General features: G+C 72.1%; 24 protein-coding genes. 6 read left to right on the top strand and 18 right to left on the bottom strand.

Annotation, left to right across the window (positions count from 1 at the left end):
- Positions 1-40: 40 nt before the first annotated feature.
- Positions 41-412 carry a DUF192 domain-containing protein gene (locus IE177_RS02120; protein WP_190012949.1) on the top strand — a complete coding sequence of 124 codons (372 nt, stop codon included), beginning with the start codon at positions 41-43 and terminating at the stop codon, positions 410-412.
- Here the strand turns inward: IE177_RS02120 and IE177_RS02115 are convergent, their stop codons facing one another.
- The 14 genes from IE177_RS02115 to IE177_RS02050 all read right to left on the bottom strand — a co-directional run bounded on the left by IE177_RS02115 (position 413) and on the right by IE177_RS02050 (position 11668).
- The gene (locus IE177_RS02115) at positions 413-1045 is read right to left on the bottom strand and encodes an OmpA family protein (protein ID WP_190012948.1); all 633 of its coding nucleotides are present in this window, start codon (positions 1043-1045) and stop codon (positions 413-415) included.
- Positions 1046-1052: 7 nt separating this feature from the next.
- The gene (locus tag IE177_RS02110; protein WP_190012947.1) at positions 1053-1631 is read right to left on the bottom strand and encodes a hypothetical protein; all 579 of its coding nucleotides are present in this window, start codon (positions 1629-1631) and stop codon (positions 1053-1055) included.
- 34 nt (positions 1632-1665) lie between these two features.
- Complete coding sequence (locus tag IE177_RS02105) at positions 1666-2256, bottom strand: pilus assembly protein TadG-related protein (RefSeq protein ID WP_190013342.1); 591 nt, start codon at positions 2254-2256, stop codon at positions 1666-1668.
- Positions 2253-2450 carry a Flp family type IVb pilin gene (locus IE177_RS02100; protein ID WP_190012946.1) on the bottom strand — a complete coding sequence of 66 codons (198 nt, stop codon included), beginning with the start codon at positions 2448-2450 and terminating at the stop codon, positions 2253-2255. The genes IE177_RS02105 and IE177_RS02100 overlap by 4 nt, the downstream gene beginning before the upstream one ends.
- 125 nt (positions 2451-2575) lie before the next feature.
- Positions 2576-3334: a response regulator gene (locus IE177_RS02095; RefSeq protein WP_190012945.1), complete on the bottom strand. Its 759-nt coding sequence runs from the start codon at positions 3332-3334 to the stop codon at positions 2576-2578.
- A 12-nt stretch (positions 3335-3346) separates the two neighbouring features.
- Positions 3347-4834: a sensor histidine kinase gene (locus tag IE177_RS02090; protein ID WP_308431531.1), complete on the bottom strand. Its 1488-nt coding sequence runs from the start codon at positions 4832-4834 to the stop codon at positions 3347-3349.
- Between the two features lie 7 nt (positions 4835-4841).
- Positions 4842-5729, bottom strand: a complete 888-nt coding sequence (locus tag IE177_RS02085) for a DUF5936 domain-containing protein (RefSeq protein WP_190012944.1) — start codon at positions 5727-5729, stop codon at positions 4842-4844.
- 17 nt (positions 5730-5746) lie between these two features.
- The gene (locus IE177_RS02080; protein WP_190012943.1) at positions 5747-6691 is read right to left on the bottom strand and encodes a type II secretion system F family protein; all 945 of its coding nucleotides are present in this window, start codon (positions 6689-6691) and stop codon (positions 5747-5749) included.
- Positions 6692-6703: 12 nt separating this feature from the next.
- The gene (locus tag IE177_RS02075; protein WP_190012942.1) at positions 6704-8041 is read right to left on the bottom strand and encodes a TadA family conjugal transfer-associated ATPase; all 1338 of its coding nucleotides are present in this window, start codon (positions 8039-8041) and stop codon (positions 6704-6706) included.
- 23 nt (positions 8042-8064) lie between these two features.
- On the bottom strand, positions 8065-8409 hold the full coding sequence (locus IE177_RS02070; RefSeq protein ID WP_190012941.1) for a TadE/TadG family type IV pilus assembly protein: 345 nt from the start codon (positions 8407-8409) through the stop codon (positions 8065-8067).
- Between the two features lies 1 nt (position 8410).
- Positions 8411-8791 carry a pilus assembly protein gene (locus IE177_RS02065; RefSeq protein WP_190012940.1) on the bottom strand — a complete coding sequence of 127 codons (381 nt, stop codon included), beginning with the start codon at positions 8789-8791 and terminating at the stop codon, positions 8411-8413.
- A gap of 6 nt (positions 8792-8797) precedes the next feature.
- Positions 8798-10048 carry a CpaE/TadZ family protein gene (locus tag IE177_RS02060; protein WP_190012939.1) on the bottom strand — a complete coding sequence of 417 codons (1251 nt, stop codon included), beginning with the start codon at positions 10046-10048 and terminating at the stop codon, positions 8798-8800.
- 9 nt (positions 10049-10057) lie between these two features.
- On the bottom strand, positions 10058-10765 hold the full coding sequence (gene cpaB / locus IE177_RS02055) for a Flp pilus assembly protein CpaB (protein WP_190012938.1): 708 nt from the start codon (positions 10763-10765) through the stop codon (positions 10058-10060).
- Between the two features lie 60 nt (positions 10766-10825).
- Complete coding sequence (locus IE177_RS02050) at positions 10826-11668, bottom strand: hypothetical protein (protein WP_190013340.1); 843 nt, start codon at positions 11666-11668, stop codon at positions 10826-10828.
- A gap of 345 nt (positions 11669-12013) precedes the next feature.
- On the opposite strand from IE177_RS02050, the gene IE177_RS02045 reads away from it, so the two are divergent.
- The 3 genes from IE177_RS02045 to IE177_RS02035 all read left to right on the top strand — a co-directional run bounded on the left by IE177_RS02045 (position 12014) and on the right by IE177_RS02035 (position 16150).
- Entirely contained in the window at positions 12014-13723 is a 1710-nt protein-coding gene (locus tag IE177_RS02045) for a chitinase (RefSeq protein WP_190012937.1), read from the top strand.
- 139 nt (positions 13724-13862) lie between these two features.
- The gene (locus IE177_RS02040; protein ID WP_190012936.1) at positions 13863-14480 is read left to right on the top strand and encodes a TOPRIM nucleotidyl transferase/hydrolase domain-containing protein; all 618 of its coding nucleotides are present in this window, start codon (positions 13863-13865) and stop codon (positions 14478-14480) included.
- Positions 14481-14806: 326 nt separating this feature from the next.
- Positions 14807-16150: a M14 family metallopeptidase gene (locus IE177_RS02035; RefSeq protein ID WP_190012935.1), complete on the top strand. Its 1344-nt coding sequence runs from the start codon at positions 14807-14809 to the stop codon at positions 16148-16150.
- A gap of 3 nt (positions 16151-16153) precedes the next feature.
- On the opposite strand, the gene IE177_RS02030 is transcribed toward IE177_RS02035, so the two are convergent.
- Genes IE177_RS02030 through IE177_RS02015 form a run of 4 tightly spaced genes read right to left on the bottom strand, consistent with a single transcriptional unit; the run spans position 16154 to position 19032 of the window.
- On the bottom strand, positions 16154-16771 hold the full coding sequence (locus tag IE177_RS02030) for a hypothetical protein (RefSeq protein WP_373304990.1): 618 nt from the start codon (positions 16769-16771) through the stop codon (positions 16154-16156).
- Positions 16772-16815: 44 nt separating this feature from the next.
- Positions 16816-17226, bottom strand: a complete 411-nt coding sequence (locus tag IE177_RS02025) for a RidA family protein (RefSeq protein WP_190012934.1) — start codon at positions 17224-17226, stop codon at positions 16816-16818.
- Between the two features lie 10 nt (positions 17227-17236).
- Positions 17237-17992, bottom strand: a complete 756-nt coding sequence (locus IE177_RS02020) for an IclR family transcriptional regulator (RefSeq protein WP_190012933.1) — start codon at positions 17990-17992, stop codon at positions 17237-17239.
- The gene (locus IE177_RS02015; RefSeq protein ID WP_373304989.1) at positions 17989-19032 is read right to left on the bottom strand and encodes a sugar kinase; all 1044 of its coding nucleotides are present in this window, start codon (positions 19030-19032) and stop codon (positions 17989-17991) included. Before IE177_RS02015 ends, IE177_RS02020 begins: the two co-directional genes overlap by 4 nt.
- A 162-nt stretch (positions 19033-19194) precedes the next feature.
- On the opposite strand from IE177_RS02015, the gene IE177_RS02010 reads away from it, so the two are divergent.
- Both IE177_RS02010 and IE177_RS02005 read left to right on the top strand, forming a co-directional pair.
- Positions 19195-20466: an alanine racemase gene (locus IE177_RS02010; protein ID WP_190012931.1), complete on the top strand. Its 1272-nt coding sequence runs from the start codon at positions 19195-19197 to the stop codon at positions 20464-20466.
- Positions 20467-20475: 9 nt separating this feature from the next.
- Entirely contained in the window at positions 20476-22101 is a 1626-nt protein-coding gene (locus tag IE177_RS02005; RefSeq protein ID WP_190012930.1) for an N-acyl-D-amino-acid deacylase family protein, read from the top strand.
- The last annotated feature ends 26 nt before the right edge of the window (positions 22102-22127 follow it).

The raw sequence follows: 22127 nt of genomic DNA, 5'->3' as shown, positions 1-22127 counted from the left end.
CTGGCCACGAGGTACGGTCGCAGTGGGAGGTGGCCCAGGGATGGCACGTTGGCAGGACGGGCGGGGCAGGCTGGTCGTCCACGGGAGCGGGGGCGGCGGCCCGGCCGTCACCGTCCCACTGGAGATCGCGGCCTCCTACCGGGCCCGCACCAAGGGACTGCTGGGCCGCGACGGGATAGACGGCGCCATGCTGCTCACCCCGGCCGGCAGCGTGCACACCTTCCGCATGCGCATCCCCATCGACGTCGCCTACCTCGACCGCAACCTGACGGTCACCGCCGTACGCACGATGAGACCGGGCCGTCTGGGCCTGCCCCGGCTCCGTTCCCGGCACGTGCTGGAGGCGGAGGCGGGGGCCATGGCGGAATGGGGGCTGGACGTGGGGGTACGGGTCACCGTCGAGCCCGCGTAGTCACTGCCCGGTGCGCGGGAAGGTGACCTCGACCCTCCGGTTCTTGCGCCGGCCCTCCTCGGAGGAGTTGTCGGCGATCGGGTACCGCTCGCCGTAGCCGCGGACGTCGAAGGTGATGTCCGGGTCGTTCAGGTCCTGGTCCAGCACGGCCTGCACCGCGTTGGCCCGCTGCTTGGACAGGACGTCGCCGTGCCCGGAGGAGCCGAGGTCGTCGGTGAAGCCGAAGACCCGGACGCGGGTGGCGTTCTGCTTCTTGATCTCCGTGGCGATGGACGCGATGCGGGCCTTCGCCTCCGCGCCGAGCTTGGCGCTGTCCTTGCCGAACAGCACCTCGGCCTGCAGCGCGAACGTCACGTCGGCGTTGGTGTCCTCCCGGCGCTCGTCCCCGCTCTGGTCCTCGACGACCGACTTGATGTCCAGCACCTTGGCCTGCGCCAGCGTGGCCCCCTCGGGCAGCTTCAGATCCGGATCGGTGGGGTCGACCTTCACCGGCGCGGCGGCGCTGGGCTCGGTACCCGGGGGGTCACCGGGGTCCGTGTCGTCGGCCCGGGCGGGGGGTGCGCCGTGGAGACCGGCGGCGAGCAGCAAGGCGGCGGTCGCGAGGGGGAGAACGAGACGAGGTGTGGGGGTCACTTCGGCCTCACCCGGAGATCTGGATGCTGGCGGAGGCGAACGTCGGCAGCTGGAACTCCACCTCGTCCGTGTTCGCAGGCGGAGCCGGGAACTGCATGAAGACCGCCAGGCTGTCACCGGCCTTGATGGTCGAGAAGCCGGTGGTCGTCAACGGACGGCCCTCCGTGTCCCGCAGCACGTAGTACCGCTTCTTTCCCTTGGGATCGACCAGTGTGGCTCCGCCGAAGGACCTCCCGTTCCTGATGATCTCCGTCTCGTTGCCACTCAAGGCGGATGGGATGACAATGCTCCTGGCGCCATCGTTCTTCAAGGAACCGTTGATGGTGACGAAGCCACCTGAATCACGTCGCGCCGAAGTGACTTGGAGAAGCAGACCGTCCGAGCCCTTCAGCTCCGCCAAGGGCTGGTCCGACTGTCCTTCCTGCGCACTCGGCCGCGATCCGCCAGCCTTCGAAGCGGACGCCGGGCTGTCCGCCTTATGGTCGTCGCCGCCACCGTCGCAGCCGACAGCGCCGAGCGCCAGGCCGGCCACGACCGTCAACGCGACCATCCCCCTGCTGGCCTTGGCAGTGAACCGAATGCTCATGGCTCCGCTTCCTTCTTTGCTCATTGTTCGCCCGTCAATCGGCCAGGTGCACGTCGAAGAGATCGGTAGGACCCGGGAGATCGTTGAGATCATCTGGGCTCAGGGCCCACTCCCGTTCCTTGCAGGCGAGCGTCGGCAGCTTGTCGGGCTTGGCGTCACCGTCCACGGGATCGAACGAGCACAACGGCTCAATGACTGCGTGAGCGGTTGCCGTCGAGGTCACGCCCTCGGTACCCGGGATTACTGAACGACCGACAGGCTTGTCGGTTTCGACCGCGACGGTATAGGCGAGCGCGTCCGGAACGCAGCTGCGCACGTGCGCTTGGTTCTGCGCTGCGAGCTGATCGGCGTGCGAGCAGAAATTGCCGCCTCCGCCGCCTGCAAAGATCTCCGGCCATTTGTCCGGATCGAGTACGTCCTCAAGCCATTCGGTGGCAAGTCGGTCACGGGTCTTCTGAGCCGCCGCGAGCGCCGCGGCGTCTGCCGCCGTCTGAGCGCTGCTCCGGTTCACCGCTGCCTGACCCACCGCGAGATAGGCAAGCGCAAGGAAGAGCAGACCTGCCACCACCGTGAGGTAGATGGGGAAGGCCTGCCCTGTGTCGTGGTACCGGTGAGGACGTATCAGCCGCCGGTGACCTCGGAGATCTTCTGGGTGATGGCGTCGTAGATCGACTGGCCGATGCTCGTACCCGTGATCGCCAGCACGATGGCCACCACCACTGCGATGATGCCGAGGTACTCCACCGCGGTCTGCCCCCGGTCGCTTCGCGCGGCGCGGGCATGCAGGTACGCGACAGTGGTGTTGAACCACTTGCTCATGGTCTTCGCCTCCAGCTTCGCCTCGGACCCGGGCAACGTACGGCACCGAGCCGCCCTGACCAATGGGCCCCTGGGCCCAACCCTGGGCCCACTGGCGGTCGTCACCGTTGCCCCGCCCCGGCACCTCAGGCCACCCCCAGCCACTTCGCGGCGGCCTGGGACCTCGTCGTGCTGTGGAGCTTGGCGAAGATGCGGTTGATGTGGTTCTTGACCGTCTTCTCGGAGATGAAGCAGGCGGCGGCGATCTGCTGGTTGGTCATGCCGGACGCGATGAGGTCCATGATCTCCGCCTCCCTTGTACTCAGCCGGAACCGCGACCGGAAGGACTCTCCCACATTCGGTTGCATTTGCGAAAGAGGTTGAGGGGGAATTGCGCCTAAAATCGGCGGGGGTTGCGTGTCCGTGTGTGCAGGTGCACTTTCCCGCAGCTCCGTCAGTAACGCCCTCGCCGCCCCCGGCGTCACATGCGGCCGCCCCTCCCGTACGTCCCGTACCGCCCGCGCCAACTGCTCCGTCGTGAACTCGCCGTGCACCAGGTATCCCCCCGCCCCCAGCCGCAGCGCCTCCCGCACCGTTCCGGTCTCGTGGCTGTACGTCAGCATCATGACGGGAGCCAGCCGCACCAGGTGCGGCAATGCGGAGATTCCGTCGACGCCGGGCATGCGGACGTCCAGGAGGATGACGTCGGGCCGGTGCCGCAGCGCCGCCTCGTAGGCCTCGAGGCCGTCCGCGGCCTCCGCCACCACCGTGGTGTCCGGGCGGCCCGAGAGCAGGGCGGTCAGGCCCGCGCGGACCACGGGGTTGTCGTCGGCGACCAGCAGCCGCAGGGGCGGGGGCCCGGACGTGGGCGGGGGGAAGTCGGGGCGGGGGTCGGTGTGCTGCATCGGTGCCTCCTCTCAGGCTTCCTGGCGGAACGGGGCGGCTCGGTCGTTCGTGGTCCTCAGCGGGAGTTCCACCCGCACCTCCGTACCCCGTGCCCGTCCGCCCCGGCCGATGCGGATGCGGGCGCCCGCCTGGGCCGCCCGCTCGACCATGCCGAGCAGGCCGAAGTGACCGCTCGTGCGCAGCTGTTCCAGCGAAGTGCCGGGCGGCAGGCCCGTGCCGTCGTCGTGGATCGTCAGGCGCAGCAGGTCGCCGTGGACGGCGGTGTGCACGTCCACGTGGGTCGCGGACGCGTGGCGGTGGGCGTTCTCCCACGCCTCCGCCGCGATGGCCAGGACGTGGCGGGTCAGCTCGACGGGCAGCGGGGGCAGACCGGCGTCGGACGGCCAGTGACAGGTGACGGGCAGGCCGGTGCGGGCGGTGAAGGCGGCGGCACGGCAGCGCAGGTCCTGCCACGCCGTGGTCCGCTCCTGGCCGCCCGGCCGCTCCCGGCGCAGGTCCGTCAGCAGTTCCCGTGACTCCGCGGCCGCCCTGCGCGCCGAGCGGGACACCAGTTCCGCCTGTTGTCTTATGCGGGCGGGATCGGGCGCGTCGACCGAGGCCGTCGTCGCCAGCCCGTCCGCCGCGAGCGCTACGCCGTACAGGGTCTTGGCCACGGAGTCGTGCATCTCACGGGCCAGCCGGGCGCGTTCGGCGCTCACCGCCTCCGCCGCCGCGAGGCGCGCCTGGACCGCCGTCAGGGCCTGGGTCGCGGCGCCGAAGCGGAGCATCAGGTTGCGCAGGGTGGAGCCCATGGCGCCGGCGATGACGCACAGGCCGGGCAGGAACAGGGCCTCGGCGACGGGCGCGTGCCGGTCTGCCTTCAGTGTGGCCTGGACCAGGAGCAGGATCAGGGACTGCAGGGAGGCGAAGCAGGCCGCGCCGCGCCAGCTGTAGACCAGGCCGGCCACGAGCGGCGTGCACACGCTGGCGTAGGCGAGGGTGGTGTCCGGGCCCGCCGAGACGAGGAGCAGGGAGCCGCAGAGGGTGTCGGCCGCCAGGAGGCTGGGGTGGCGCAGGAGGAGGGGGCCGAAGCGCGCCCAGTCGCGGAAGAGGACGTAGGACGCCATGAAGGTGACGACCACGGCCGCGCCGACCAGCCGGGCGCCCAGGCCGGGGGCGGCGTTGAGCAGGGCCGCGGGGGCGGCCAGCGCGATCATGGCGATCCGGAAGCCGAAGACCTGCCGGCACATCGCCTGCAGCGCGCGCACCTGGAGCTTCTCGGAGGATTCGGTCGCGGGCGTCCGTGCCCCGTGCACCACCGCGCTGACGGGTCCGGCCCCGGTCCCCTCCTGCTCGCCCGCCGCTCCCCCGCCCGCCCCGCCCCGGGGCCCGGGCCCCGCTCCGGCGGAGCGCCGTACGAACCGGCTCCCGGCCGCGCGCAGCCTCGCCCCGAAGGGGGTTCCCCGCACGCGTTCCCCGCGGGCCCTCACCGTCACCCCGCTCACCCCGGTCACCGTCACGCCGTCCTCACTTCCCCGTGAGCGAGCCGAAGTCGACCCCGGAGCCCAGCAGCAGTCCCGCGCCCAGCAGGAGCATCGTGGCCGGGACCATGAACGTGGTGATCATCAGCGTGGCCTTGGGCACGGCGCGGGCGGCCTTGCGGCGGGCGTTCTGGGCGTCGGTGCGGCGCATGTCCTTGGCCAGGGAGACCAGGGTGTCCACGATCGGGGCGCCCAGTTCCTCCCCCTGCTGCAGCGCCGTGACGAACATGGCGACCTGCTCGGAGTCGTTGCGCCGGCGCAGCTCCGCGAAGGCCTGACGGCGGCTCATGCCGAGGTCCATCTGCCGTAGCGTGATGCGCAGTTCGTCGGCCCAGGGGCCTTCGTAGCGGGAGGCGACACGGTCCAGGGCCTGGCGGAAGCCGAGGCCGGCGCTGACCACCACCGCGAGCACGTCCAGGAAGTCGGGCAGCGTGCGCTCGATGACGTCCTTGCGGACGCGGATCGCCGACCAGATGCCCACCTCCGTCCAGAAGGCGCCGAACAGCAGCAGGAGCAGGGCGACGAACCACTGGCCGCGCAGCAGGAACACCAGGAAGCCGACCGCGCCCAGCGCGCCGTAGACCGCGCGGCGGGCGGCGTAGCGGTCGATGGTCAGGCCGCCGGGGTTGCCCGCGAGGTCGATCTTGCGGCGGTACTTGGTCACCAGTCGCGGGCCCATGAGGCGCAGCACCGCGGGGGCGTAGCGCATGCCCATCCGGTCGACGACCGAGCCGACCGCGCCGGTGCGGGTGGCGCCGACCTCCAGGGCCAGGGCGAGGTCGGCGGGGAGCTTGGCGTCCGCGCGGTACATGCGGATGCCGGCGAAGGCGCCCCAGACGCCGAGGCCCATGAGGAGGGCGAGGAGAAGTGCCATGCCGTCGTCTCCCTCTCTCAGACGTCGATCCGGCTCAGGCGCCGGATGAGGACGAAGCCGACGGCGTACATGGCGAACGCGATGAGCACGCAGGCCTGGCCGACCGGGGAGCCGGTCATGCGTGCCAGGGCGCCGTCCTTGACGCCGTTCATCAGGAACAGGGCGCCGACGCCGAGGACGGGGACGGCGTACGACGTCATGGTCACCTGGGAGAGCTGGGTGCGGATCTCGCGCCGGGTCTCCTTGCGTTCCTCCAGCGTCTCGGTCAGGTTCCGCAGGGCGGACACCACCTGGCCGCCCGCCCGGTTGGACAGCACGAGGGTCGTGACCAGGACGACGAGTTCGCGCGAGGGGAGGCGGTCGGCGAGTTCGCCGAGCGCGTCGTCCAGTGAGTGGCCGACGGCCAGCTGGTCGGCGACCTTGCCCAGTTCCTCGCCCGCCGGGGCCTCCAGCTCCTCCGCGGCCATGCCGATCGCGGTCCGCAGGGCGAGTCCGGCCTGGGTGGCGTTGGCCAGGATGCGCGCCAGTTCGGGGAGTTGGCCGATGAAGCGTTCGATGCGTTTCTGTCGTTGCCAGTTGAGGAACTGGACCGCGCCCCAGATGCCCAGCAGGCCGGCGAGGGGGCCGAAGAAGGGGGCCAGGGTGGCCTGGCCGATCAGCCAGAGCGCGGCGACCGCGCCCAGCATGCCGACGAAGAACTCACCGGGGGTGACGTCCAGTCCGGTCGTCGCGAGCCGCAGTTCCAGCCATCGTCCGAAGCGGGTGCGGCGCAGCCGCCGGTCGAGGTCGCGGAAGCGGCGCCGTCGGCCGGTGCCCGCGGACGCGCCGGCCTGCGTGAGGCGGTCGACGAGGGCGGCGCGCCGCGCCCGGCCCGAGGCGTAGGCGTGTACGCCGGCCACCGCCAGGACGCCGGTCAGCAGCGTCACGCCGGTGGTGAGCTGGACGAGGGTGTGGAGTTCCATGGGGTGGCCTACCTACCTGGCTTCTCGGGTGGCGAGCTGGTCCGCGCGGTGGGCGACGCCGAAGGCCTGTGGGAGGGGCTGGCTCGCCATGTAGAGGCGGTCGGCGGTGCGGCGGGGCAGCGGGAAGTACTGGAAGGCGCCGTACACCCGGCCGTCCGCGGTCATGGGCTGCGCGTCGAAGCGGGCCACGGTCGCCAGCCGGTAGGGCTCCCCGCCGTGGCTGTCGAGCAGGGCGATCTCGGTGATGCGGCGGGCGCCGTCGGCGAACCGGGTGAGCTGGACGATGACGTCGACGGCGCTGTTGATCTGGTCGTGCAACGCGACGAAGGGCACCTCGACGTCGGACATGGAGGCGAGGGTCTGCAGCCGGGTGAGGGCGTCCTCGGCGCTGTTGGCGTGCACGGTGGCGAGGGAGCCGTCGTGGCCGGTGGACATGGCCTGGAGCATGTCCAGTGACTCGCCGCCGCGGACCTCGCCGACCACGATCCGGTCGGGGCGCATCCGCAGGGAGTTGCGCACGAGGTCGCGGATGGTGACCTGGCCCTTGCCCTCGACGTTCGGCGGGCGGGACTCCAGGCGGACCACGTGCGTCTGCTGCAGCTGGAGTTCGGCGGAGTCCTCGATGGTGATGATGCGCTCGTGCGGCGGGATCAGTCCCGAGAGGGCGTTGAGCAGGGTCGTCTTCCCGGTGCCGGTCGCGCCGGAGACGATGATGTTGAACTTCGCCTGCACCAGGCCGGCCAGCAGGTACACCATGTGCTCGTCGAGCGAGCCGAAGCCGATCAGTTCCTGGAGGGTGAACGAGCGCGGGAAGCGCCGGATGGTGAGGGTGGGGCCGGTCAGGGAGAGCGGCGGGATGATGACGTTGACGCGCTCGCCGGAGGGGAGGCGGGCGTCCACCATCGGGTTCGACTCGTCGACCCTGCGGTTGACCGTGGAGACGATCCGCTCGATGGTCTGCATCAGCTGGTCGGCGGAGACGAAGCGGAGCGGCAACTGTTCGACGCGGCCGCCGCGTTCGACGAAGATCGCGTCCGGGCCGTTGACCATGATCTCGGTGATCGAGGCGTCCTCGAGGAGTGGTTCGAGGATGCCGAGGCCCAGCGCCTCGTCCACGACCCGGCGGATCAGCTGGGAGCGTTCCGCCGTCGACAGCACGGGGCCCTCGCGGCTGATGATGTGCCCGAGCACCCGCTCCAGCCGCGCCCTGCGTTCGGCGGCGGCCAGCGAGCTCATCTCCGCGAGGTCGATCTCCTCCAGCAGCTTGGCGCGGTAGGAGGCGACCAGGTGCCCGTCCTCGCCCCGGCCGGCGTGCTCCTCCGGGGTGTTGATGCGTGCCCTGAGACTCATGGTCCGCAGCTCCTCGGTGCTGGCTAGTGGTCGAGCGGCATGGTGGCGGTCCTGGTGGCGTCCCCGAGTCCCCAGATGATCTTCGGGATGCGGACCGTGGCGGTGACCTCGACGGAGTCGCCGTGCTCCGTGCGGGCGCAGCTCACGCTGATCCCACCGCTGACGGCTGCCGCGCACGCCTGCTGCGCGTCCTGCCGCAGCGAGGCCGCTCGCGCTCCCGCGCGGGCCGCCGTACCGGCCTGCTCGGCCGCGTAGGCGACGGCTCCGATCTGGATGCCCGCCATGGCCACGATCAGCAGGACGGGGATGAACCCCAGGTATTCGATGGCCACCTGGCCCGCGTCGCGTCGTCCGCGCCTGTCGGCCATGTCAGCGCTTCACCTCCTCGACCGCTCCCGCGTGTCCGGTCACCTCGGCCGGGAAGTCGATCAGGCCGGGAAAGAGGACGGGGACGTGCAGCCTCACCTCGGCCGTCACGTATCCGCTGCCGCCGCAGGACACCGTGGCGCCGTCCCTCCATGCCGACGACAGGTGCTTCGTTCCCTCCGCCGCGCAGGCGGCCTGGCGTGCGCCCCCCGGTGCGGCCGCCGTGCCCGCCCGCACCGCTTCGTCCGCGGCGTTCCCGGCGAGCGTGAAGGTGTACCCCACGAGCACGGCCTGCCACACGAGCACCAGCGTCAGGACGATCAGCGGGGTCATCCCGAGTAACTCGATGCTCACCTGTCCCCGGTCCCCGTCCGGTCTTCTCATGGGCCCTCACTCCTTCCGCCGCCGCAGGCCCACCGGCCCCCGGTCGCCGCGCGACCGCCCGCCCCCGCGGTGCGAAGCGCCCTCCGCCGCCTTCGCCAGCCCCAGCTCCCCCGCCAGCGCCCACAGGGCCTGCCTGACCGTGCTCCGGCTGTCGAGTTCGTGCAGCCGCCCGGCGTCCACGACGCCCTGCAGCTCCTTGAAGTTGGCGGGGACGGAGGTGCGCGCGACGGCGGCGCCGGTGATGCGCTGCACCAGGGCGGGCTGGATCTCGGTGTTGCGCGAGTGCCGGTTGACGACGACCGTCGTCTCCTCGGCCTTGCGGATCTGGAGCCGGTCCCACATCCGTACCGTGCGCTTGGCGGCGCGTACGGCGATGACGTCGGGGGTGGTGACCAGCAGGGCCGTGTCGGCCATCTCGACGGCCGCCGCGCCGGCCGCGCCGATCTGGGAGCCGCAGTCGACGACGACGACCTCGTAGCGGGAGCGCAGGGCGCCGGCGAGCTGCCGGGCGGCGCGGTCGGTGACCTCCTCGCCGCGTTCGCCCTCGCCGGGCGCGAGGAGCAGGGCGAGCCCGGTGTCGTGGCGGAAGACGGCGTCGGCGAGGACGCGCGGTGAGATGTCGGTGATGGCGGCGAGGTCGACCACGGACCGGCGGAACTGGATGTCGAGGTAGGAGGCGATGTCACCGGTCTGGAGATCGAGGTCGACCAGGACGGTGGCGCGCCCGGAGGCCTGCGCGGCGAGGGCCAGCTGGACGGCGGTCAGGGTGGCGCCGGTGCCGCCCTTGGCTCCGCTGACGGTGACGACCGTACCGCCGGCGCCGGCGAACACGTCGGCGCCGTGGCCGAGGTGGCGGCGTACGCCGGTCGACCACTGGGCCACGGCCTGGACGCGGCCGGCGAGTTCCTCGTACGACAGCGGGAGCGCGACCAGGCCGCGGGCGCCGGAGTCCATGGCGGCGGCGAAGAGGCCGGGGCTCGCGTCGGTGGTGACGAGGATGACGCCGACGGCCGGGAAGCGCAGGGCGACCTCCCGGATCAGCTCGAGCGCGGGGACCGGGCCGACCCGTTCATGGACGACGACCACTTCCGGCAGTTCGTCGACCGACTCGGCGGCGAGCCGGGCGAGGGTGTCGACCAGCTGGGTGGAGTCGGTCGCCGGTGGCTGCGGCTCGGCGTCGGGGAGCTGGCTGAGCAGGGTGACGAGGGAGCGGACGGCGTCCGGGTCCGCGCCGGCCGGGAGGATCCTGGTGGGCATGGCCGCCTCTCACTTGTCCGTCGAGAGTTCGTAGGTGCGGTCCTTGTCGGGGACGTCGGTCCGGCTGCCGGGTGCCACGAGTGCGAGCCGGACGCGCTGGGCGAAGGACTCGGCGTAGGTGACGCGCTGGGCGTCGAGGGCGGACAGCGCGAAGGTGATGGGGACGGCCTCGCCGGGCTGCTGCTGGTTCTTGCCGGTGTCCGGTTCGAGGGCGGTGATGCGGCCGACGTCGAGGACGCGGGCGTTGGTCACGATGATCTTCGACTGGTCGGGGGCGCCCTCCTTCTTCCCCTCGAAGGTGGCGTAGACGTTGACGCGGGCGCCGGGCGTGATCTTGCCGGCGACGCCGGTCGCCGCGTCGATCATGATGGCGACCTCCTGCTGTCCGGGCTGGAGGGCGGGCTGGTCGACGACCATGTCGGTCTGGAGCAGGGAGCCGGCCCGCAGGGTGGTCACGGCGATCTTGCCCTGGATCTGGCGCAGGTCGGTGACGGCGTTCTCGGACAGCCACCGCCTGGGCATCCTGGTCTTCTCGAACTGGTCCGTGTCCAGCGCGGTGTAGGGCTTCACCTCGGACCTGACCCGGTAGGCGGTGACCTCGGGGCCGACCTTGGAGTTCACGTCGTGGATGACGGAGAGCACGCCGGCGAACGCGCCGAGGGCGCACAGGACCGACAGGATCAGCAGTATCACGCCGCGGCGCTGACGGGAGTTCATGGACCGTGCAACCTCATTGGGGGAATCGGCCGATCGGGACGTGGGTCGTGGTCGTACGGATCAGGCGGGCGTTCGCCGCTCCAGGGCGCGCGGTGCGTGCGGCTCGTGGACGGGCGGGGTGGCGGAGCAGAAGACGCAGCGGTCGCCGATGACGTCGAGGCCGCACCAGTGGCAGCTGGACTGACGCACCGAGGTGACCAGTTGGTACAGCACGGACAGGTCGGCGAGGTGGCTGCAGAACTCGATGAGGCGGCCGGTCCCCCACCAGCGCGGCGACTCGGCGGGCAGCGGTGTCTCGCGCAGGGCGTGGGCGGTCCACTCCTCGGCGAGCCCGCCGAGCCAGTCGCTCTGCAGCTGCCCCTTGGCGACGACCATCCAGGTGCCGAACTCGGGGCCCTTGAGCGTGGCGCCGGGGGCGACCCTGACCAGCTGCGGCTCGGGATGGGCGACGACGGCGAACTGGCTGCCCGGCACCCACGACTTGGCGTGCGCCTTCAGGCCCACCGGGACGCGGTCCAGCTTGGCGACGGAGCCGAGGACGGCACCGGCGTGGATGTAGTGGGTGAGCAGCCGGCCCGCGGAGGCGATGACGCCCGGACTCAGGTCGCAGGAGGCGAGCTGCCGCAACTGCCGGGCCAGGACGGCCATGCCGAGGGGCGGCAGCTCGGGCCGGAAGAGGGCGATGCGGTCGCTCTCCAGCAGCGCGCGCAGGGTGTGCAGCCGGCGTACGACGGGCTCGGGGGTGGCCGGTGAGCAGACGACGACCAGGTACCCGTGCCGTTCGGTCAGGGCGTGCAGCTCGGTGAGGGCCTGGTCGAGCGGCCGCTGGTCGAGGTCGCGCAACACGACCGCGGGCATGGTCCGTTCGTCCTGCGCCGGCAGCGCCAGGTCGGCGCTGGTCACGGCAATGGCAGTCGGCACGCGCAGCTCCCCGCTCCTCACAACCGCCGGCCCACCGGGGTGACTCCTGTGGACCGCGACGACTTCGTTGCGTGACTACGTGAGCACTGTATCCAGGGCCTTCCGGCCGGAGAACAGCGTTTGTGAAGCTCGCGTGCAACTCTCTTGGCGCAAGTCACGCCAAAACCGGACAGGTTGCATCGGCGACCGTCACCGAATCCGGTGTGGACCCCTTGACACCTCGATTGGTCTGGACCAACTTGTAGCCCAGCGGTGGCCACCGTCCTTTCCTCACGCTCTCCCCGCCGAACTCCCCCACCGGAGGCCCCAGTGGACCGCGCACCAGGCATGCCCAGACCCCGCAGACGGCGACTCGCGACATGGTCCGCCGCCACGGCCCTCGCCCTCTCGGTCGCGGGCCTCGCCGCCGCCTCCCCCGCCTCCGCGGCGGACGTCAACAACATCAGGAACGCGGGCTTCGAGTCGGGCCTGAGCAACTGGACCTGCTCGGCCGGCAGCGGCACGACGGTGTCCTCCCCGGCCCACGGCGGCTCCTCCGCACTCAAGGCGACCCCGGCCGGCCAGGACAACGCCCGGTGCTCCCAGTCCGTGGCCGTCAAGCCCGACTCGACGTACACGCTGAGCGCGTGGGTCCAGGGCGGCTACTCCTACCTGGGCGTGACGGGCACGGGCACGACGGACGTCTCGACGTGGACCCCGGACACCTCCGCCTGGAAGCAGCTGTCGACGACCTTCACCACGGGCGCCTCCACCACGTCCGTCACGGTCTACACCCACGGCTGGTACGGCCAGGCGGCGTACTACGCCGACGACCTCTCGGTGTACGGCCCCGACGGCGGCGGAGGCGGTGACCCGGCCCCGACCGTCCCGGCCGCCCCCACCGGCCTCACCGTGGCGGGCACGACCTCCTCCTCGGTCTCCCTGTCCTGGTCGGCGGTCTCGGGCGCGACGGGCTACAGCGTGTACCGCAACGGCACGAAGGTGACGGCGGTGACCGGCACCTCGGCGACCGTGACCGGCCTGACCGCCTCCACGTCGTACAGCTTCCAGGTCACGGCGACCAACGCGGCGGGCGAGTCGGCGAAGTCGGCGGCCGTCTCGGCGACGACGCCCGGCACGGGCGGCGGAGGCGGAGGCGGAGGCGGGGGTACGCTCCCCAAGCACGCGGTGACCGGCTACTGGCAGAACTTCAACAACGGCGCCACGGTGCAGAAGATCTCGGACGTCCCCTCGGCCTACGACATCATCGCGGTGGCCTTCGCCGACGCGACCTCGACGCCGGGCGCCGTCTCCTTCAACCTGGACTCGGCCGGTCTCGGCGGTTACACGGCCGACCAGTTCAAGGCGGACATCAAGGCGAAGCAGGCGGCCGGCAAGAAGGTCGTCGTCTCGATCGGCGGCCAGAACGGCACCGTGTCGGTCAGCGACTCGGCGTCGGCGGCGAACTTCGCGAACTCGGTCTACTCGCTGATGCAGACGTACGGCTTCGACGGCGTCGACATCGACCTGGAGAACGGCCTCAACGCGACCTACATGACCCAGGCGCTGCGCTCCCTGTCGGCGAAGGCGGGCTCGTCCCTGATCATCACCATGGCCCCCCAGACGATCGACATGCAGTCGACGTCGAACTCCTACTTCCAGACGGCCCTGAACATCAAGGACATCCTCACGGTCGTCAACATGCAGTACTACAACAGCGGTTCCATGCTGGGCTGCGACGGCAAGGTCTACAGCCAGGGCTCGGTGGACTTCCTGACCGCGCTCGCCTGCATCCAGCTGGAGGGCGGCCTCTCCCCGTCCCAGGTCGGCCTCGGCCTCCCCGCCTCGACGAGCGGCGCGGGCAGCGGCTACGTGTCCCCCACGGTGGTCAACAACGCCCTGGACTGCCTCGCCAAGGGCACGGGCTGCGGCACCTTCAAGCCCTCCAGGACCTACCCCGACCTGCGCGGCGCGATGACCTGGTCCACCAACTGGGACGCGTCCTCGGGCAACGCCTGGTCCAACGCGGTGGGCACCCACGTCCACGCCCTCCCCTGACCTGACTCCCACCCACCCCCACCGCCCGGCGCCTTTCCGGCACCGGGCGGTGTCGCACGCTTCGGGACAGTGCGATCCGTCGGCGCGCACCGGCGGAAATCGCCTACCGCGCCGGCCGGAAAGGGCGAACACTCGTCCCATGGCGGACATGAGGGCGTTCCAGGAGGCGGTCGCCGCGTGGGCGGCCGGCGGGGCCGGGGACCCGGCGCGCGAGCTGGCCGAACGGCTGCGCGTCCGTACGGCGGTGCTGCTCGAAGGCCCGAGCGACGTGGCGGCGGTCAGCGCCCTCGCCGCGCTCCACGGCCGGGACCTGGAGGCCGAAGGGGTCTGCCTCATGCCGATCGGCGGCGCGATGAGCGTCGGCCACTTCACCCACCGCCTCGGCCCGCCCGGCCTCGGCCTCCGCCTCACCGGGCTGTGCGACGAGCGGGAGCGTCGCTTCTACACCCGAGCCCTGGAGCGGGCCGGTGCGGAAGAGTCCGGGTTCTACGTCTGCGCGGCGGATCTGGAGGACGAACTCATCCGCGCGCTGGGCGTGAGACGAGTGGAGGAGATCATCCAGGCACAGGGCGACCGGCGAGCCCTGCAGACCTTCCTGCGCCAGCCCGCGCAGCGGGACCGCACCGCGGAGCAACAGCTGCGGCGCTTCTTCGGCACGAAGAAGGGACGCAAGATCCACTACGGCCGCGTCCTGGTAGAGGCCCTCACCCCCGACCACACCCCCGCCCCGCTGGCCGGCCTGCTCGCCGACCTCTGACCGCCGAGAGCCAGGCCCACGCAACGCACCCCGGACCGGACCGTCCTGGACCAACGGCCCCTCAGGCACGCGTGCGGCGCGGCGGGTGCCGTTCGTGTGCTCCAAGTGGGCCAAGCCCGCCGGGGGCGGCGTCGATTCCGGTGCCGTCGGCGCCACCCTCTCCTCGTGAGGTTCGTCCGGGATCCAGGAGCCGGGGCCCAGGGGTTCCGGTCGGCCGGTTTCGGCCGGGACTCTTTGCCTGCCCTTGATATGACCATGACATGCGGGGAGCATGGGGCGCCGCACGTCGCACTGAAACACCCCCACCTCCACCCCGAGGAGAATTCATGCGACTTCGCACACGCGGCCCCGGCGCGCGCGGCGGCAGACGTACCGTCGGGCTCGGCGCGCTGCTGGCCCTCGCCCTCACCGCCCCCGTCTGGTCGACCGCCTCCCACGCCAGCGCCGACGGCGTCCGGAAGGTCGCACCGTCCGGCGACGACATCCGGCAGTACGAGATCCACCGGAGCACGACCCCCGTGACCCGTACGGCCATCCAGGCGACCGGTGTCACCGTCGACGAGGCCGACGAGGAGACCGTCGTCGTCTCCGGGCGCGCGGACCAGATCCGCGAGCTGCGCCGGCTCGGTTACAGCGTCAGCCCGCTGGGCGCCGCGCCCGAGCGGTCCGGGGCCCGGCTGTACGACTTCCCGACCGCCGACGCGAAGTACCACAACTACGCCGAGACGAACGCCGAGATCGACCAGCGGATCGCCGCCTACCCGGGCATCATGAGCAAGCGCGTGATCGGCAAGTCGTACCAGGGGCGGGACATCGTCGCCATCAAGGTCAGCGACAACGTGGGCACGGACGAGGACGAGCCCGAGGTGCTGTTCACCGCCCACCAGCACGCCCGCGAGCACCTGACCGTGGAGATGGCGCTGTACCTGCTGCGCGAGCTGGGCGCCGGGTACGGCAGCGACTCCCGGATCACCGGCCTCGTCAACAGCCGGGAGATCTGGATCGTCCCGGACCTGAACCCGGACGGCGGGGAGTACGACATCGCCACCGGGTCGTACCGCTCCTGGCGCAAGAACCGGCAGCCCAACCCCGGCTCCTCGTACGTCGGTACCGACCTCAACCGGAACTGGGACTACAAGTGGGGCTGCTGCGGCGGCTCCTCGGGATCGAAGTCCTCCGAGACCTACCGCGGGGCCTCCGCCGAGTCCGCGCCCGAGGTCAAGGTCGTCGCCGACTTCGTGCGCGACCGGGTCGTCGGGGGCAAGCAGCAGATCAAGGCCGGCATCGACTTCCACACCTACAGCGAACTGGTGCTGTGGCCGTTCGGGTACACGTACGCCGACACCGCCACCGGCATGACCGCGGACGACGCCGCCGCGTTCAAGGCCGTGGGGCAGAAGATGGCCGCCAGCAACGGGTACACCGCGGAGCAGTCCAGTGACCTGTACATCACGGACGGGTCGATCGACGACTATCTGTGGGGTACGCAGAAGATCTTCGACTACACCTTCGAGATGTACCCGACGTCCAGTTCCCAGGGCGGGTTCTACCCGCCCGACGAGGTGATCGAGCGGGAGACCTCCCGGAACAAGGACGCCGTGCTGCAGCTGCTGGAGAACGCGGACTGCATGTACCGGTCGATCGGCAAGGCCGCCCAGTACTGCGGTTAGCGGTCAGGCCTCCTCGAAGTACGCGTCCAGCACCGCGTCCAGCTGCTCCTCCCACTCCTTGAAGCGGGCCCTGGCCGTCGCCTCGATCTCGATCGGGTACCAGCGGCGGTCAGGGGTGTACACGGTGATCGTGAAGCGCTTGCCGAAGCGGGGGGATTCCGTCTCCACCGCGGCGACCTCGTCCCAGCGGAACTCGCAGGACTCCTCGTCCAGACGGAGGCGGACGCCCTTGTGGTCGGCCGCTATCCGCGCGCGGCGGTCGGACGCCTCGAAGACGGGGCCCTCGGGGGCGTCCTCGTCGCCCGCCGGCTCGCCGGCGGTCTCCGCCTCGGCGGCCGGCTCGTCGGCCGCCTTCGCCTCGGCCTCCGGCTGCCCGTCGGCCGCGGACTCGCCGTCGGTCCCGGTCGCTTCGGCCGCGGGAGCCGCGTCCCGCGGTTCCTTCGCGACCGGCGCCGCCGGTGCCGGGCCCGTGATGCCGGGGATGAAGGCCGGGTCGAAACCGGCGCCCGTCACGGGCTCGGCCTTCAACGGCTCGGCCTTAAGGGGCTCGCCCTTCGACGGCGCGGCCTTCGACGGCTCGCCCTTCGACGGCTTGCTGCTCGATCCTATGCGCTGCTCCACGGCGGAAGTATGGACGACTTTCCTGTGCCGGAACCAGTCAACCGTCAGTTCAGGACGGCGAGCGCGTCGATCTCGACGAGGAGTCCGGCGGGCAGGCCGACGTAGACCGTCGTGCGGGCGGCGGGGGGCTGGGTGAGGCCCTGCTGCTCGAAGTAGGCGTTGTAGACCTCGTTCATCTCGGCGAAGTGGTCCACGTCGGTCAGGTAGACGCGGATCATCATCGCGTCGTCCCAGCTCGCGCCGCCCTCCTCCAAGACCGCCCGCACGTTGGCGAGGGTCTGCAGGGTCTGCTCGCGCAGGGTCGGGCCGGCGGGCGTCGGGGGCCTGCCCTCCTCGGCGGGCAGGAAGCCGACCTGGCCGGCGACCTGGAGGATGTTGCCCTTGCGCACGCCGTGGGAGAACTTCGCGGGCGGAGCGGTGTGGGTCTTCGGGGTGAGCGCGATCTTGTCGGTCATGCGGGTTCCCTCACTGGTGCACTGGTGTTCTGCCGGAGTACTCGCCGCTGATCGCGTCCGCCGTACGGCGCACCAGCGGGAGCAGGGCGAGGAGTTCCTCGGCGGTGACGACGACGTTCGGGGCGGAGACCGACATCGCGGCGACCACCCGGCCGTCGGCGCCGCGGACGGGGGCCGCGACGCAGTTGATGGACTCCTCGTGGCCGCCGAGGTCGGTGGCCCAGCCCTGTTCACGCACCGCGGCCAGTTCGGCGAGGAAGGCTTCGGCGCCCGGGGTCGAACGGGGGGTGTACGAGGGGTAGTCGAGGCTTTCCGCGAGGGCGCGGCGCTCGGGTTCGGGCAGGTCGGCGAGGAGCAGTTTCGCGACGGCGGCGACGGTGATCGCGACCGGCTTGCCGATCCGGGAGTACATGCGCACCGGGTAACGGCTGTCCACCTTGTCGATGTAGAGCACCTCCTTCTCCTCGTGCACGGCGAGGTGGACGGTGTGTCCGCACTGCTCGTTGAGCCGTACGAGGTGGGGGTGGGCGATCTCGCGGACGTCGAGGTTCTCCATCGCCTCCTGGGCGAGGGCGATGAGGCGGCCGCCGAGACGGTAGCGCTGGTCGGACTGGCGGTAGACCAGGCCGTGTTCGTGCAGGGTGCGCAGGAGGCGCAGGGCCGTGGACTTGTGGACGCCGAGGCGTGCGGCGACCTGCCCGAGGTCGGCGGGGCCCTCGGCGAGCAGCGGCAGGATGCTCAGGGCGCGGTCGACGGTCTGGCTCATGGGGTGTTCGCCTCCTTCGGGGCCTGCGCGAACGGGGACCGGCCGGGGCCGAACCGAAGTCTCCCCCATGCCGCGTCGTCGAGGGCGGCGAGGCGGTCGGCGTGGTGCCGGGAGAGGGGTACGGCGAGGTCGCCGGGCGTGGTGAGCGCGGCGGCGGCCACCAGGTGGCCGTGCCGGACGCGCTCGCGCAACGGCAGTCCGCGCAGGGTGCCGGAGAGGAATCCGGCGGCGAAGGCGTCCCCCGCGCCGACGTGGGCGACGACGTCCACGCTCGGCGCCCGGACGAACGTCGCCGCGCCGTCACCGTCCTCCAGTCCCTCGGTGTTCCTGTCGAACACCGTCGCTCCGCCCCTGCCCTGCTTGACGACCACGATCCGCGGCTCGGGCAACGCGTCCAGGACGGCACCACCGCCGTGCAGACCCCAGGCCTGGCGCGCCTCGTCCGCCCCCACGAACACGATGTCCGCCCCCCGCGCCAGTTCCAGCAGCACCCGCGGACCGCCGGCGTCCCGCCACAGCCCCGGCCGGTGGTTGACGTCGAAGGACACCAGCGGCCGGCCGCCGGGGCGGGGAGCCGTCAGCTCGCGCATCAGGTCCAGGCACTCGCCGGAGAGCGCCGCCGTGATGCCGGACAGGTGCAGGACGCGCCCCGCCCGTACCGCCGTCAGGTCCACGTTCGCCGCCGACATCGCCGACGCCGCCGAGCCCGCCCGGTAGTACGCCACCTCGTGCGCGTCCGTGCCGCGGTCGCCGGCCGTGCGGAAGTAGACGCCGGTCGGGCGGGCCGGGTCGCGGCGCACGGAGGTCACGTCGACGCCGTACCCGGCGATCCGCTCCACCAGGTGGTCGCCGAAGCCGTCGGCTCCGACCCGGCTCACCCACCGCGCCGTGTGCCCGAGCGCGGCCAGCGCGCACGCCACGTTGGACTCGGCGCCGCCGATGGCCCGGTCGAAGGAGGGCACGTCGGCGAGGCGGCCCGGCCGGGAGGGCAGGAAGGTGACCATGGACTCGCCGAGCGCTACGGCATCCACGACAGGCACGTCCGCAACGGCCGGAGGGTAAGTGGCGTCGTCGATGATGACTCCTGTCGGTGGCCGGACGGGGAACGGCTCCGTTGACCCGGTAACGGCGGGATGCTAGACACCAAGTGGCACCATACGCAACGGCTGTTGCACACCGTGCAACGCCGAGAGAGGGGCTCCATGCGCACCGAAGCGCTCGCCCGCCTGGCCGAGGAACGCGTCGACCACCGCTTCAAGGGGCTGCCGCCGGACGCCGACGGCCTCACCGTCGGCGAGCTGGCCGCCCAGCGCCGCAACCTCTTCCGCGACGCCGACGGGTTCACCACCCCCGTCCTGACCCTGTCCGCCGAGCGTCTGGAGCACAACCTCGCGCTGCTGGGGACGTACACGGCGCGGCACGGCCTCGCCTTCGCCCCGCACGGCAAGACCCCGATGGCGCCGCAGCTCTTCCACCGGCAGATCGGGCACGGTGCCTGGGGCATCACCCTGGCGGTGCCCCACCAGGTGCGCGTGGCACGGGCGTTCGGCGTGGAGCGGGTGTTCCTCGCCAACGAGCTGGTGGACGCCGCCGCCCTGCGCTGGATCGCCGCCGAGCTGGCCGCCGACCCGGCTTTCCGTCTCGTCTGCTACGTGGACTCGGTGCGCGGGGTGGAGCTGATGGACGCGGCCCTGCGCGGCGCGCCCCGCCCGGTGGACGTCGTCGTGGAGCTGGCCGCGGGCGAGGGGGCGCGCACCGGTGTGCGCACGGAGGCGGACGCCGTGGCCGTCGCCGACGCGGTGGCGGCCGCCGGGACGCTGCGGCTCGTCGGCGTGGCGGGGTACGAGGCCCAGGTGCCCGGCGCCTCCCCGGAGCGGGTGCGGGCGTGGCTGGAACGGCTGGTCGCGCTCGCCGTGGAGTTCGACGGGGCGGGGCGGTTCGAGGGCGCCGGGGAGATCGTGGTGAGCGCCGGCGGCAGCGAGTGGTTCGACGCGGTCGCCGACGTCTTCGCGGCGGTGCCGGCGCTGTCCCTCCCGGTGCTGAAGCTGCTGCGGTCGGGGGCGTACGTCTCGCACGACGACGTGCACTACAGCAGGCTGACGCCGTTCAACCGGGTCCCCGGGGAGGGTGCACTGGAGCCCGCCCTGCGGCTGTGGGCCCAGGTGGTCTCCCGGCCCTCTGCGACGGAGGCGTTCGTCAACGCGGGCAAGCGGGACGTCGGCCACGACTTCGACCTGCCGGTGGCGCGCGTGGTACGCCGGAACGGCACCGAGCACCCGGCGGCCGGCATCGAGGTGAGCGCCCTGTCCGACCAGCACCTGTGGCTGCGCACCGGCGCGGACGCGGACGTCGAGGTCGGTGACTGGATCGGCTTCGGCCTGTCCCACCCGTGCACCAACTTCGACAGGTGGCAGCTGATCCCGGTCACCGAGGCGGACGGGACGGTCGTCGACTACATCCGTACGTTCTTCTAGGAGGGCCGCATGGAGGACCTGGTCATCCGGGACGCCGACGTGGTCGACGGCAGCGGTGCGGATTCCTACCGCGCCGACGTCGTCATCGACGGCGGGCGGATCGTCTCGATCGTCAAGGAGGCCGCCGCGGCGGGCTGCCAGCGGCCGCGTGCCGTGCGGGAGCTGGACGCCGAGGGCCTGGTCCTCTCCCCCGGCTTCATCGACATGCACGCCCACTCCGACCTCGCCCTGCTGCGCGACCCCGACCACAGCGCGAAGGCCGCGCAGGGGGTCACCCTGGAGGTCGTCGGCCAGGACGGGCTGTCGTACGCGCCGGTGGACGACCGCACGCTGGAGGAGGTGCGGCGGGCGGTCACCGGCTGGAACGGCTACGGCGAGGACATCGACTTCGACTGGCGGTCGGTCGGCGAGTACCTGGACCGCCTCGACCGGGGCGTTGACGGCCGCGGGATCGCCGTGAACGCGGCCTACCTGGTCCCGCAGGGGACGGTCCGGGCGCTCGCCGTCGGCTGGGAGGACCGTCCGGCCACGCCCTCGGAGCTGGACCGGATGCGGCGGCTGGTGGCGCAGGGGCTGGAGCAGGGCGCGGTGGGCCTGTCCTCTGGGCTCACCTACACGCCCGGCATGTACGCCGGGGACGCCGAACTGACCGAGCTGTGCCGGGTGGTGGCCGCCTACGGCGGCTACTACTGCCCGCACCACCGCTCCTACGGCGCCGGCGCCCTGGAGGCCTACGCCGAGATGGTCGCGCTGGCCCGGGAGGCGCGCTGCCCGCTGCACCTGGCCCACGCGACGCTGAACTTCCGCGGGAACGAGGGCCGGGCGCCGGAGCTGCTGGACCTGCTCGACCGGGCCCTCGACGCGGGCGCGGACATCACCCTGGACACCTACCCCTACACCCCCGGCTGCACCACCCTGGCCGCGCTGCTGCCGAGCTGGGCGGGTGAGGGCGGCCCGCGGGAGACGCTGGCCCGGCTCGCCGACCCGGCGACGGCCGAGCGTGTCCGGCACGCCCTGGAGGTGACCGGTTCGGACGGCTGCCACGGGGTGCCGGTGGAGTGGGAGACGATCGAGGTCTCCGGGGTGACCGACCCGGCGCTCGCCGGCCACGTGGGCCGTACGGTCCTCGCGTCGGCGGACCTGCGCGGCGAGACCCCGTGGGAGACGGCCCGCCGGCTGCTGGTCGAGGACCGGCTCGGCACGACGGTCCTGCAGCACGTCGGCCACGAGGAGAACGTCCGCGCGATCATGCGTCACCGGACCCACACCGGCGGCTCCGACGGCATCCTGCGGGGCGCCAGGCCGCACCCGCGGGCGTACGGCACGTTTCCCCGGTACCTCGGCCACTACGTCCGCGAGTCGGGCGTCCTTGGCCTGGAGGAGTGCGTCGCCCACCTCACCGGGCGGCCCGCGGCCCGGCTGCGCCTGCCGGACCGCGGACTGGTGCGCGAGGGGTACCGGGCCGACCTGGTGCTGTTCGACCCGGAGACGGTCGCGCCGGGCGCCACCTTCGACGAGCCCCGGGCGCTTCCCGCCGGCATCCCGCACGTGCTCATCGACGGCCGGTTCGTCGTCGAGGACGGGAGGCGGACGGACGTGCTGGCGGGCCGGGCGGTCCGCCGGACACCGGTGTGACCGCCCGGGCCGGAACTGCTGGGGCC

Origin of the sequence: Streptomyces lucensis JCM 4490 (genome assembly GCF_014650035.1) — a bacterium.
Classification (GTDB): Bacteria; Actinomycetota; Actinomycetes; order Streptomycetales; family Streptomycetaceae; genus Streptomyces; species Streptomyces lucensis.
Note: the sequence above shows the minus strand (reverse complement) of the source record. Positions and strands in the feature narration are given on the sequence as shown.

Excerpts from the sequence above, each read along its gene's own strand:
- IE177_RS02095 (WP_190012945.1), bottom strand. The coding sequence starts at position 3,334 with ATGCAGCACACCGACCCCCGCCCCGACTTCCCCCCGCCCACGTCCGGG.
- IE177_RS02065 (WP_190012940.1), bottom strand. The coding sequence starts at position 8,791 with ATGAGAAGACCGGACGGGGACCGGGGACAGGTGAGCATCGAGTTACTC.
- IE177_RS02005 (WP_190012930.1), top strand. The coding sequence starts at position 20,476 with ATGGAGGACCTGGTCATCCGGGACGCCGACGTGGTCGACGGCAGCGGT.
- IE177_RS02110 (WP_190012947.1), bottom strand. The coding sequence starts at position 1,631 with ATGAGCATTCGGTTCACTGCCAAGGCCAGCAGGGGGATGGTCGCGTTG.
- IE177_RS02035 (WP_190012935.1), top strand. The coding sequence starts at position 14,807 with ATGCGACTTCGCACACGCGGCCCCGGCGCGCGCGGCGGCAGACGTACC.
- IE177_RS02075 (WP_190012942.1), bottom strand. The coding sequence starts at position 8,041 with ATGAGTCTCAGGGCACGCATCAACACCCCGGAGGAGCACGCCGGCCGG.
- IE177_RS02070 (WP_190012941.1), bottom strand. The coding sequence starts at position 8,409 with ATGGCCGACAGGCGCGGACGACGCGACGCGGGCCAGGTGGCCATCGAA.
- IE177_RS02045 (WP_190012937.1), top strand. The coding sequence starts at position 12,014 with ATGCCCAGACCCCGCAGACGGCGACTCGCGACATGGTCCGCCGCCACG.
- IE177_RS02060 (WP_190012939.1), bottom strand. The coding sequence starts at position 10,048 with ATGCCCACCAGGATCCTCCCGGCCGGCGCGGACCCGGACGCCGTCCGC.
- IE177_RS02100 (WP_190012946.1), bottom strand. The coding sequence starts at position 2,450 with ATGAGCAAGTGGTTCAACACCACTGTCGCGTACCTGCATGCCCGCGCC.
- IE177_RS02010 (WP_190012931.1), top strand. The coding sequence starts at position 19,195 with ATGCGCACCGAAGCGCTCGCCCGCCTGGCCGAGGAACGCGTCGACCAC.
- IE177_RS02085 (WP_190012944.1), bottom strand. The coding sequence starts at position 5,729 with ATGGCACTTCTCCTCGCCCTCCTCATGGGCCTCGGCGTCTGGGGCGCC.
- IE177_RS02120 (WP_190012949.1), top strand. The coding sequence starts at position 41 with ATGGCACGTTGGCAGGACGGGCGGGGCAGGCTGGTCGTCCACGGGAGC.
- IE177_RS02080 (WP_190012943.1), bottom strand. The coding sequence starts at position 6,691 with ATGGAACTCCACACCCTCGTCCAGCTCACCACCGGCGTGACGCTGCTG.
- IE177_RS02025 (WP_190012934.1), bottom strand. The coding sequence starts at position 17,226 with ATGACCGACAAGATCGCGCTCACCCCGAAGACCCACACCGCTCCGCCC.
- IE177_RS02020 (WP_190012933.1), bottom strand. The coding sequence starts at position 17,992 with ATGAGCCAGACCGTCGACCGCGCCCTGAGCATCCTGCCGCTGCTCGCC.
- cpaB (WP_190012938.1), bottom strand. The coding sequence starts at position 10,765 with ATGAACTCCCGTCAGCGCCGCGGCGTGATACTGCTGATCCTGTCGGTC.
- IE177_RS02040 (WP_190012936.1), top strand. The coding sequence starts at position 13,863 with ATGGCGGACATGAGGGCGTTCCAGGAGGCGGTCGCCGCGTGGGCGGCC.